Origin of the sequence: Streptomyces sp. adm13(2018), assembly GCF_008042145.1 — a bacterium.
Classification (GTDB): Bacteria; Actinomycetota; Actinomycetes; order Streptomycetales; family Streptomycetaceae; genus Streptomyces.
Window position 1 is genome coordinate 1 of record NZ_RDBH01000235.1, and the last position, 9,427, is coordinate 9,427.

Below are 9,427 nucleotides of genomic sequence, written 5' to 3' on the forward strand. Positions count from 1 at the left end.
GTGTGGGTGGGGGCGAGGCTAGGGACACGCTGGGTGGTGAATGGTCGGTAAATCTGATGGTCTGTGGTTTCTTTGGGTCTATGCGTGGATTGCGGAAGGGTGTGCGTGTGGGTGGGGGCGAGGCTAGGGACACGCTGGGTGGTGAATGGTCGGTAAATCTGATGGTCTGTGGTTTCTTTGGGTCTATGCGTGGATTGCGGAAGGGTGTGCTCGGGGTCGCTCTCGCGGCCGCGGTGGTGGTGGGGGCCGGTACGGGTGCCGGTGCGGTGGAGCCGGCGGCCGGGCCCGAGGCGGATCTGGCCCATCACGGCCATGTCTCCCTGTGGGACGGGCGGGTCGGGGTCTGGCTGGTCAGTGAGAACTTCGGTCCCACGGATCTCGCCCAGGCGACGGTCCGGCTCGCGTTCTCCGTGCCGATGGCCGGTGGCCGGGAGCTGCCCGACGCCTGCCTGTGGAGCAGCGACCGGGTCGTCTCCTGCCGGACCGGTGAGCTGCCGGCCGCGGGAGGCGTCGGCGAACTGATGCTGGACCTGCGGACCGCCGGCTCGCCGGACGAGCTGACGGTGGACATCACCACCGCTTGGCGGGGCGGTGTCGCCGACCGCAATCCGCGGAACGACCGGCATCGGGTGCTGGTGCTCGCCACCGGCGATCCCTACGTCTTCTGACGGCCCCTCGGGCGCCGGTCAGTTGCTCGTCCAGTGGACGTACCCGTCGGGGCGGACCAGGACCGCGGTCCTGCGCGCCGGGTCGGTCCAGGTCGCGCGTATCAGGCGCTCCGGGGCGACCGGGGCGTTCCCGGGCAGGGTGGGGTCGCCGCCCTCCGGGGTGATCAGTACGAACTCGCCCGCCCGCAGCAGTTCGTAGAGGCGGCCTTCGCGCAGTCGTGCGTCGGGTGCGCGACGGCCCGCGGGGCGGCGGGAGCCCGCCGGGGGCGCGTAGGCGATGCCGATTCCGCTGATCATGCCCATGGCGCGGGCGGAGGCGGGTCGCAGGGTGCCCAGGAGCCGGGTGATCAGGGAGCGGGCGGCGCGGGTGAGCGGGGTGTGGGCCATCGCCAGGCGTACGAGCGCGCCGCTGCTGCGCAGTACGGCGGCGCCGACGGGATGGCGCTCGGACTGGTAGCTGTCGAGGAGGGCCTCGGGATCGGGCGCGTCGCCGCGGAGGACGGCCGCGAGCTTCCAGGAGAGGTTGGCGGCGTCCTGGAGGCCGGTGTTCATGCCCTGGCCGCCCGCGGGGGAGTGGACGTGGGCGGCGTCGCCCGCGAGGAAGACCCGGCCGACCCGGTAGAACGGGGCCTGGCGCTCGTCGCTGTGGAAGCGGGAGATCCATCGGGGGTCGTGCATGCCGAGGTCGGTGCCGAGGGCGCGCCGGGTGATCTCGCGGAGCTCGTCCAGGTCGACGGGCTCGCTGTCCGGGAGCTGGCGGGTGCGGTCCCACCCCATCACCCGGTGCCAGCCGTCGCCGAAGGGGGCGAGGAAGACGAAGGTGTCCTCCGAGCCGCTGACGCTGAAGGAGTCGGCGGGCTCCTCGGCGAGGCGGACGTCGGCGAGGACGAGGGACCGGATCACGGATCCGCCGGGGAAGGGCAGGCCCAGGGCGGTGCGGACGGCGCTGCGGACTCCGTCCGTGCCGACCAGGTGGCGGGCGGTGAGGGTGAGCGCGGCCCCCTCGGGGTCGGTGAACTCCGCCGTCACCGTGTCGGCGTCCTGGCGCAGGTCACGTAACTCCGTGCCGTGCCGGAAGGTGACGCCGGCGGCCTCGGCCCGGCGCTCCAGGAGGCGCTCCATCTCGTACTGCGGGGTGACGAGCAGGTGGTTGAAGCGGCTGGGCAGCCGGGTCAGGTCGAGGTCGAGCCGCCCGAAGAGCCGCGCGCTGCCGAGGGTCGTGCCGGTGGCGACGAGCTCGTCCGCGAGGCCGCGGGCGTCGAGCTGTTCCAGGGTGCGGGCGTGGACGCCGAAGGCGCGGGTCATGTTGGCGAGACCGGGGCGGCGGCGCTCGACGAGGGTCACGTCGAGGCCGGCGGCGGCGAGGTCGCCCGCGAGGAGCAGGCCTGTGGGGCCGGCGCCGATGACGAGGACCTGGGTGTCCGTCGGTCCGGTGCCGGTCGTGCGTGTGCCGCTCGTGGTGGTCGTCGTGGTCGTCGTGGCCGTGGCGCGCGTCGTGCTCGCAGGGCGCGTCGTGTTCTTCGGTGTCTCCGCGGTGCTCATGGCTGCCTCCCGGGGGTGCCCACGACTGTTGGCCAACGGCTGTTGGTCAACGCTTGTTGGCAACTGTAGGGCCGACCGCGATGGAGTGTCAACGCCTGTTGGCCTACAGTTGTTGGTATGACGACCGCCCGCCGTTCCGACACCACCAGAGCCGCCATCCTGGAGGCCGCCCGCGAGCGCTTCGCCTCCGACGGGTACGAGCGCGCCACGATCCGGGCCATCGCCCGGGACGCCGGGATCGATCCGTCGATGGTCATGCGCTACTACGGCAACAAGGAGGGCCTGTTCGCCGCCGCCTCGCAGATCGAGCTGAACCTCCCCGAGCTGGGCGCGCTGCCGGCGCGGCACATCGGGGCCGTCCTCGTCACGCACTTCCTGGAGCGCTGGGAGCGGGACGACGTCCTCACCGGTCTCCTGCGGGTGGGGGTCACCAACGCGGCCGGGGCGGAGCGGATGCAGGCGATCTTCGCCCAGCAGCTCGGTCCCGTCACCCGGGGCGTCTGCCCCGACCCGGCGGAGGCGCCGCGACGGGCGGCGCTCGTCGCCTCCCAGATCCTCGGCATGGCGCTCACCCGCTACGTGCTGCGGCTGCCGCCGCTCGTCGACATGCCCCCCGAGGAGGTCGTCGCCTGGCTGGGCCCGACCGTGCAGCGCTATCTGACCGCGGAGGCGCCGTGACGGCGACCCCCGAGCGGATGGCCGTCGGCCGGTGTCTGGTTCGTAGAATCTCTGCATGACGCAGAAGAGTTCAGGCCGGCGCGAGGCGCTGATGACCGAGCTGTACGGGGAGGCCCGCCGCTACATGGCGGCGTACGCCCTGTTCAACCAGGCCGTCGCCGACCATCTGGGGCTCCACCCGACCGACGTCCAGTGTCTGAACCTGCTCAGCCTGGAGGAGGGTCCGGTGACCACCGGGCGGGTCGCCGAGCTGACCGGGCTCACCACGGGCTCCGCGACCCGGCTCGTCGACCGCCTGGAGCGCTCCGGCTACGTCACGCGGGAACGGGACACCGAGGACCGGCGCCGGGTCCTGGTGGCCCTCGTGCCCGAGCGGATCGCCGAACTCGGTGCCCTGTGGCGCAAGCTCAACAGCACCTGGGGCACGATGTTCGACGTGTACAGCGACGCCGAGGTCGCCCTGCTCATCGCCCACATGCGGCGCACCGTCGAGGTCAGCGCCGCCCAGATCGAGCGGCTCCGCGGCGGCGGACTGGACTGAACCGGGGCCGGGCCGGGCGATGCCCGGCCGGGGCGAGCGACGCCCGGAAGCCCGCCCCGGGTTCAGCCGGTGGTCGCGCCGCCGAACTCACGGACCGCGTCGGAGACGATCGCCTCGAGCCGGGCGTGGTGGGCGCCGCGCCAGTAGACCCGGCCGCACTCCACGCACTCGGCGAACACGTCGTACGACTTCTCGGTGCCCTGCTCCAGGCGCTCGCGGACCGTGTCCTTGTCCGCGTCGCTCAGCCGCCCGTTGCACGCGGTGCACCGCGTCCAGGGTGCGAGCGGCGGCGCGAAGCGCTCCAGGACGTCCCGGAGCTGGTCGTCGGGGCGGTCGCTGTAGACGTACGCCCCCGCCCACAGCTCGCGGCGGCGGAGCAGGCCGCGGTCCCGCGAGAGCATGACGCGCCGCTCGCTCGCGGACAGCGTGGCCAGGGCGGGGTCGCCGATGTCCTCGCTCTCGTAGGCCGCGTCCACCCCGAGCAGCCGCAGGCGCCGGGCCAGCGTGCCGAGGTGCACGTCGAGCAGGAACCGGAGAGGCGCGCCCGGTCGCACCGGCTGGGGGCGGACGACCGCCTCCACCTCGACGCTCTCGCCCGCCGCCGGGACGTACGAGGTGTCGACGGGCCGTCCGTCGACCAGCAGCCGGCCGGCCTCGGTGAGCGGCACGCCGAGCGACTCGACGACATGGCCGAGCGAGGAGGTGCCGTCGGTGGTCAGGGTCGTCCGGCCCACGCGGCGGTCGGCCGGGACGAAGAGCCCCAGGTCGGGGGCGAAACTGATGTGGATCTCCGGTCCGTTCACGGGGACAGGATCGCACCGGGGCGGGACGGGCTGCCAGGGAATTCGCCGCCGTCAGGGGCGGAAGGCCCGCTCGTGGTCGGCGGCCCACGCGGCGAAGGTGCGGGCCGGGTGGCCGGTCAGCTCCTCCACCGTGCGGGTCAGCGGCGCCGGCCGCCCGTCGTGCGCGGCCCAGTGGGCGAGCAGGGCGTCGGCGAAGGGCTCCGGCAGGAAGCCGGCGGCCGACTCCTTCCACTCCGCGGGGGTCACGACGGTGTGCGGCGCGGGCCGGCCCGTCACCTCGGCGAGCACCGCGAGCTGCTCGACGAAGGTCAGCGACTCGGGGCCGGTCAGGAGGTACGAGGAGCCGCGCAGCCGGGGCTCGGTGAGGACCGCGAAGGCCGCCTCGGCGACGTCGCGCTCATGGATCGGATCGCCGTACGCGCGCGGCACGGGCAGGGCGGGTCCCCGGCCGTCCCGGAGCCCGGGGGCCCATTGCAGGGCGTTGGTGGCGAAGGCGCCCGGCCGGAGGTGGGTGGCCTCGAAGGCCCCGGCGTCCGCGGCGGCGGAGAGGGCGCGCTCGGCCGCGAGATGGGAGGCGGCGATCGGGTTCGCGGCGGCGTCCGGGTCGAGGACGGAGCTGGAGGAGAGCAGCACGACGTGCCCGACGCCGGCGGCGCGGGCCCGGTCGGCGAAGGCCGCGGCGTGGGTCGCCTCGGCGTACAGGAAGACGGAGTCGACGCCGGTCAGGGCCGCGTCGAAGGTGGCCGGGTCGGCGAGATCGCAGCGCACGGCGTCGACGCCGGGGGGTGGGGAGAGGTCCACGGGGTTCCTGGAGGCGGCCTTCGCCTTGATGCCGGCGGCGTCGAGCAGCCCGAGCAGGGTGGTGGCGACCCGGCCGCGGCTGCCGGTGACGAGAACGGTCATGAGGAGTCCTTCCGGAAGCGAGCACGATAGTTCTGCGTGACGCATCATCTGCGTCACGCAGATAAATATCCAGGGGTGGCCGCCGCTCGTCAACCCCGCCCTAGGCCACGGGGTACCGTCCCGCCATGAAGATCACCGACCTCGAGCCCGGCGACCCCCGGCTGGAGAACGACCTCCTGCCCGTCCTCACCGAGCTCCGGCCCCACCTCACCCCGGAACTCTTCCGTGAGGTCTACGGCACCGGGTACGCCCAGGGACTCCGCTTCAGCGCCGCCTACGCCGAGGACGGCCGCTGCGTCGGCGCGGCCGGCTGGCGGATCATCGCCAACACCAGCACCCTGCGACAGCTCTACGTCGACGACCTGGTGACCGCCGCCGCCAGCCGCTCCACCGGCGTCGGCCACGCGCTCCTCGCCCACCTGGACGCCCGCGCCCGCGCGGAGGGCTGCCACACGCTCGACCTGGACTCCGGCACCCACCGCACCGGAGCCCACCGCTTCTACCTGCGCGAACGCCTGGACATCGTGGCCTTCCACTTCAGCCGGACGCTCACCGCGCCCGAGGACGCCTCCTAGGAGGCCAGGTCCAGCCGCCAGTCGTTGCAGACCATCGGGTGGCCCGGCGGGTACTCGAAGTCCCGCTCGCCGAGCAGCTCGAACCCCGCCTTGCGGCACACCGCGTTCGACGCGGCGTTCTCCGTGGACGGGTACGCGTGCAGGAAACGGTGGAGGCCCGCGGCCCGGGCCTCCACCGCCACCGCGCGCGTGGCGGCCGTCGCCACGCCCCGGCCCTGGAAGCCCGGCAGCACGGCCCACCCGGTCTCGTACACCGGCTCGCCGTCACCCGTCCGCACCCAGAAGCCGATGCTGCCGACCACGGCCTCCTCCGGCAGCAGCACGATCCGGTACATGCGGCCCGAGGCCGGGGCGCCGGCGCTCAGGGCCACGTAGCGCGCGTGGCGGCGGACGAGCCGCTCCTCCGGCTCGGGACCGCCGAGGTGATCCGTCAGCTCCGGTGCGTTCAGGGCGCGCAGCAGGCCGGCGTCGCCCTCGGACCAGGGTTCGAGCCGTACGGGCGAGGAAGAGGAGGAGTCCATCCCCGTACGGTAGGTCAGGGCGCCGACAGTCCCCGGGCGTAGGCCGTCGGCGACGCCCCGATGGTCGCGGTGAAGTCCCGTACGAGATGGGCCTGGTCGCTGTAGCCCAGCTCCGCCGCCAGGGCCGCCCAGTCCGGTCCGCCCGCCTCGCCCGCGGCCTCGGCCCGCTCCAGGGCCTCGTGGATGCGGTAGCGCAGGATCACCCACTTCGGGCCCACGCCGACGTGGGACCCGAAGAGGCGCTGGAGCGAGCGCGCCGACAGGCCGGCCGCCGCGACCAGTTGGGACACCTTGCGGAGCCCGCGGTCCTCGCGCACCAGGTCCACCAGCTCCATCGCCCGGTCGGCGGCCGGATCGGGGGCGGGGCCGCGGGCGAGCAGGAAGGCGTCGAGCGCCGCCACGCGCGGGTGGTCGGTCTCGGGGGAGAGGACGGCGTCGAGGAGGCCGGGGGCCGTGGCCGGGCCCGGCTCGATGTCCGGATCGGGCTCGATGTCCGGATCCGGCTTGGTGGTCGGATCCGGCTCCGTGCCCGTTGCCGGGCCCCTGCCCGCGCCCGTGTCCGTGTCCGGGAAGACCGTCGGCAGGGAGACCCGGCGGCCCGTCCAGGTCGACACCGGCCACGCGGGCGCGAAGGGGCGGAAGCCGCCCGGGCGGAACTGGATCCCGCAGACCCGGCCCGTCCCCGTCAGCTTCCGGGTGAACAGGCCGAGTCCGATCCCGGCGACCTCGGCACACGCGCGCGCGTGAACCGCCGGGGCGTCGAGCGCCCCGTACCGCTGGAAGACGATGTTCACCGACGGGTGCGGGACGACATGGGTCGCGTACGGCTCCGGCAGCTCCCAGTCGATCAGCCAGTAGTGCTCCAGAAAGGGCCGCAGCTCCGGCGCCGGGGTGTGGCGGCGGAAGCGGACCCGGGAGAGCAGTTCGGCCGGGTCGACGATGCCCCGGGTGTCCCTGCGGGGAGCGGAGTCGGACATGCCCCGATGCTAGGTCGTCGTGTCCGGAACGTGCCGCCTGGCGTGTTTCTTCAAGACCGGGCGGGCGGCGGCTCCTAGCGTCGGTCCCATGACGAACGACGAACCGCTCCGCCCCGGTGCGCAGCCCCGCATCGGTGATCTGCTCCGTAGCGCCGCCGCACGGGCCGTACCCGTGGTCGGCGGCATCGGCGACGCCTCGCTCGGCGCGCCGACGCCCTGCGCCGCGTACGACGTCCGCGCCCTGCTGAACCACCTCTACGGCGTCGTCGTGCACTTCCAGGCACTCGCCGCCAAGCAGTCCGCCGAGCTGTCCACCACCACGGACTGGCTCGCCGACGCCGACTGGCGGGACCGCTTCGAGACCGAGACGGGGAAGCTCGTCGAGGCCTGGTCGGCGCCCGGCGCCGAGGAGGGCACCACCGGGGGCATGGGGCTGCCGTCCAGGACCGTCGGGTCCATGGTGCTGCTCGACCTCACCGTGCACGCCTGGGACCTGGCCCGGGCCACCGGGCGGGACTTCACGCCCGACCCGGTGGTGGTCGACGGGCTCGTCGGGGAGGTGGAGGCGATGGCGCCCATGGCCCGGAAGGCGGGCGTCTTCGAGGAGGCCGTCGCCCTGCCCGGCGACGCGACGCCCTTCGAGCGGCTGCTCGCGACGACGGGCCGCGACCCGTACGCGCCCCTGGTCTGAACCCCGGTCCGGCGGGCCGGGCCCGTACGCCCCTGGTCTGAACCTCGGCCCGGCGGGCCGGGCCCGTACGCCCCTGGTCTGAACCTCGGCCTGGCGGGCCGGGCCCGTACGCCCCCGGGCTGAGCCCGTCCGCCGGGCCGGGCCCGTACCGCTCACGGCCCGCCGGTCGGGGCCCGCGCCGGGGGCTCAGCGCAGGCGGCCCGGGGAGCCCGGGGAGAGGCGGGAGACGACCTGGCCGAAGGCGTGCTCCTCGGCGGGCGTCAGGACGATGGACTCCTGCGGGTGCCAGATGCGCTCCAGCGGCCTGCGCGCCCGGCCGCGGGCGCGGGCGCGCAGGCCGAGCGACAGCCACACCACCGTCGAGACGGCGAGCAGGCCGAAGAGCGTGATCACACGGGGATCGGAGAACTGGCCGGGCAAGGACATGACTCACTCCAGGGCGTGAGGGCCGCCCGGCGCCGCACGCCCCGGCAGGTGGCGCGCGGGCACGGAGGCCCGACGATTCCTACTGCTTCCTCCCGACCTGTTCAGTTAACACCCACCGGGGGGACTTTCGGCAGGGGGGTCCGGGACCTTGGTCCCGGACCGGGCGCTGCCCCGCCCCGCAGGTCACCGGGGCCCCTGCCGTCCCGGCGGCCCGTGGTTGCGGCAGGCCCTCTTGTGCGGGCCGGGGAAGCGCTCCAAGGTGCTCGGGGAGAGGCACATGTCCGGCCGGGAGGGAGCAGCCGAATGTCCGGGACGAAGGCGTGGGGATTCACGGACGACAGAGGGGCGGAGCCGGGCGCGGCCCGGGTGCCGCGGCGGGTGGTCGCGTACGTAAGGGCCGGGGCCGCCCTGTGCGACCTGGGCGTGACGCCGGTCGCCGTGTACGGCTCGGGGCACGACGGGGACGTCCTCGACCCGGCGAAGGAGGGCGGTCTGAGCGCGGCCGCGGTGACGTACCTCGGGCCGGGCCGGGGCATCGACGAGGCGCGGCTGCGGGAGCTGCGGCCGGACGTGCTGGTCGACGTGACCTACGACGGGAAGAGCCCCTACGCGCTGGACGAGGCCGTCGCCGAACGGCTCGGGGTGCCGCTGGTCGCGCTCTCCGTGGGCAACGAGCTGACCCTGCCGGCCATCCTCGACCGGTTCGGCGCGCTGGCGGTGAGCCTGGGGGCGGCGCCGGACGGCGGCCCGGCCGCCGAGGGTTCCTCGGCCGCCCTGCGGGCCGCCGAGGACGAGCTGCGGGAGGTCGCCGCGCGGACCGGGCTCGGGGTGCTCGCGCTCTCCGGGGCCGGGCCCGATCGGGTGCACCTGGCCCGGCCGCTCGCCTGGCCCGAGCTCGCGAGGCTCGCGGAGCTGGGCGTCCGGCTCGTCGACCCGGGCCCGGGTCCCGGCGCGAACTGGCTCACCGGTGACTGGGACCGGGCCGCCGAGCTCCGGCCCGACCTGGTCCTCTTCGACAGCCGGGCGCACGCCACCGCGCCGGACGCGGCCCTGCCCGGTGTCCGCCGCACGCCGTGGAACCCGGAGACACCGCCGAGCCCGG

Annotated in this window: 12 protein-coding genes; 6 read left to right on the forward strand and 6 right to left on the reverse strand. The window is 74.6% G+C overall.

Features of this window, described 5'->3' with window-relative positions; translation table 11 throughout:
• The first annotated feature begins 185 nt into the window (after window positions 1-185).
• Window positions 186-668 (forward strand): hypothetical protein, encoded by a 483-nt coding sequence (locus tag EAO70_RS35940; protein ID WP_148006984.1) that lies wholly within the window; start codon window positions 186-188, stop codon window positions 666-668.
• A gap of 18 nt (window positions 669-686) precedes the next feature.
• On the opposite strand, the gene EAO70_RS35945 is transcribed toward EAO70_RS35940, so the two are convergent.
• Window positions 687-2,210 (reverse strand): FAD-dependent oxidoreductase, encoded by a 1,524-nt coding sequence (locus EAO70_RS35945; protein ID WP_148006985.1) that lies wholly within the window; start codon window positions 2,208-2,210, stop codon window positions 687-689.
• A gap of 117 nt (window positions 2,211-2,327) precedes the next feature.
• Between EAO70_RS35945 and EAO70_RS35950 the strand changes: the two genes are divergently transcribed.
• Together EAO70_RS35950 and EAO70_RS35955 are read left to right on the forward strand one after the other, a co-directional pair.
• On the forward strand, window positions 2,328-2,888 hold the full coding sequence (locus EAO70_RS35950; RefSeq protein ID WP_148006986.1) for a TetR/AcrR family transcriptional regulator: 561 nt from the start codon (window positions 2,328-2,330) through the stop codon (window positions 2,886-2,888).
• Window positions 2,889-2,943: 55 nt separating this feature from the next.
• Window positions 2,944-3,429, forward strand: coding sequence for a MarR family winged helix-turn-helix transcriptional regulator (locus EAO70_RS35955; RefSeq protein WP_148006987.1), 486 nt, complete (start codon window positions 2,944-2,946; stop codon window positions 3,427-3,429).
• 62 nt (window positions 3,430-3,491) lie between these two features.
• On the opposite strand, the gene EAO70_RS35960 is transcribed toward EAO70_RS35955, so the two are convergent.
• Together EAO70_RS35960 and EAO70_RS35965 are read right to left on the reverse strand one after the other, a co-directional pair.
• The gene (locus EAO70_RS35960) at window positions 3,492-4,232 is read right to left on the reverse strand and encodes a Mut7-C RNAse domain-containing protein (protein ID WP_148006988.1); all 741 of its coding nucleotides are present in this window, start codon (window positions 4,230-4,232) and stop codon (window positions 3,492-3,494) included.
• Window positions 4,233-4,283: 51 nt separating this feature from the next.
• On the reverse strand, window positions 4,284-5,135 hold the full coding sequence (locus EAO70_RS35965; protein WP_148006989.1) for an NAD(P)H-binding protein: 852 nt from the start codon (window positions 5,133-5,135) through the stop codon (window positions 4,284-4,286).
• A gap of 125 nt (window positions 5,136-5,260) precedes the next feature.
• Here EAO70_RS35965 and EAO70_RS35970 point away from each other — a divergent pair, with 125 nt between their 5' ends.
• Entirely contained in the window at window positions 5,261-5,710 is a 450-nt protein-coding gene (locus EAO70_RS35970) for a GNAT family N-acetyltransferase (protein WP_148006990.1), read from the forward strand.
• Here EAO70_RS35970 and EAO70_RS35975 read toward each other — a convergent pair.
• Complete coding sequence (locus tag EAO70_RS35975) at window positions 5,707-6,231, reverse strand: GNAT family N-acetyltransferase (RefSeq protein WP_148006991.1); 525 nt, start codon at window positions 6,229-6,231, stop codon at window positions 5,707-5,709. The genes EAO70_RS35970 and EAO70_RS35975 overlap by 4 nt on opposite strands.
• Window positions 6,232-6,245: 14 nt before the next feature.
• Window positions 6,246-7,208, reverse strand: coding sequence for a helix-turn-helix domain-containing protein (locus EAO70_RS35980; RefSeq protein ID WP_148006992.1), 963 nt, complete (start codon window positions 7,206-7,208; stop codon window positions 6,246-6,248).
• A gap of 88 nt (window positions 7,209-7,296) precedes the next feature.
• On the opposite strand from EAO70_RS35980, the gene EAO70_RS35985 reads away from it, so the two are divergent.
• Complete coding sequence (locus EAO70_RS35985; RefSeq protein ID WP_148006993.1) at window positions 7,297-7,899, forward strand: TIGR03086 family metal-binding protein; 603 nt, start codon at window positions 7,297-7,299, stop codon at window positions 7,897-7,899.
• A gap of 186 nt (window positions 7,900-8,085) precedes the next feature.
• On the opposite strand, the gene EAO70_RS35990 is transcribed toward EAO70_RS35985, so the two are convergent.
• Window positions 8,086-8,325: a hypothetical protein gene (locus tag EAO70_RS35990; protein WP_148006994.1), complete on the reverse strand. Its 240-nt coding sequence runs from the start codon at window positions 8,323-8,325 to the stop codon at window positions 8,086-8,088.
• Between the two features lie 303 nt (window positions 8,326-8,628).
• Here EAO70_RS35990 and EAO70_RS35995 point away from each other — a divergent pair.
• Window positions 8,629-9,427: ABC transporter substrate-binding protein (locus EAO70_RS35995; protein ID WP_148006995.1), on the forward strand; the 799-nt coding region annotated here is incomplete at its 3' end.

Bases quoted from the DNA above. Each gene is read 5' to 3' on its own strand.
- EAO70_RS35980 (WP_148006992.1), bottom strand. From the start codon at position 7,208: ATGTCCGACTCCGCTCCCCGCAGGGACACCCGGGGCATCGTCGACCCG.
- EAO70_RS35985 (WP_148006993.1), top strand. From the start codon at position 7,297: ATGACGAACGACGAACCGCTCCGCCCCGGTGCGCAGCCCCGCATCGGT.
- EAO70_RS35970 (WP_148006990.1), top strand. From the start codon at position 5,261: ATGAAGATCACCGACCTCGAGCCCGGCGACCCCCGGCTGGAGAACGAC.
- EAO70_RS35950 (WP_148006986.1), top strand. From the start codon at position 2,328: ATGACGACCGCCCGCCGTTCCGACACCACCAGAGCCGCCATCCTGGAG.
- EAO70_RS35965 (WP_148006989.1), bottom strand. From the start codon at position 5,135: ATGACCGTTCTCGTCACCGGCAGCCGCGGCCGGGTCGCCACCACCCTG.
- EAO70_RS35940 (WP_148006984.1), top strand. From the start codon at position 186: ATGCGTGGATTGCGGAAGGGTGTGCTCGGGGTCGCTCTCGCGGCCGCG.
- EAO70_RS35990 (WP_148006994.1), bottom strand. From the start codon at position 8,325: ATGTCCTTGCCCGGCCAGTTCTCCGATCCCCGTGTGATCACGCTCTTC.
- EAO70_RS35975 (WP_148006991.1), bottom strand. From the start codon at position 6,231: ATGGACTCCTCCTCTTCCTCGCCCGTACGGCTCGAACCCTGGTCCGAG.
- EAO70_RS35945 (WP_148006985.1), bottom strand. From the start codon at position 2,210: ATGAGCACCGCGGAGACACCGAAGAACACGACGCGCCCTGCGAGCACG.
- EAO70_RS35955 (WP_148006987.1), top strand. From the start codon at position 2,944: ATGACGCAGAAGAGTTCAGGCCGGCGCGAGGCGCTGATGACCGAGCTG.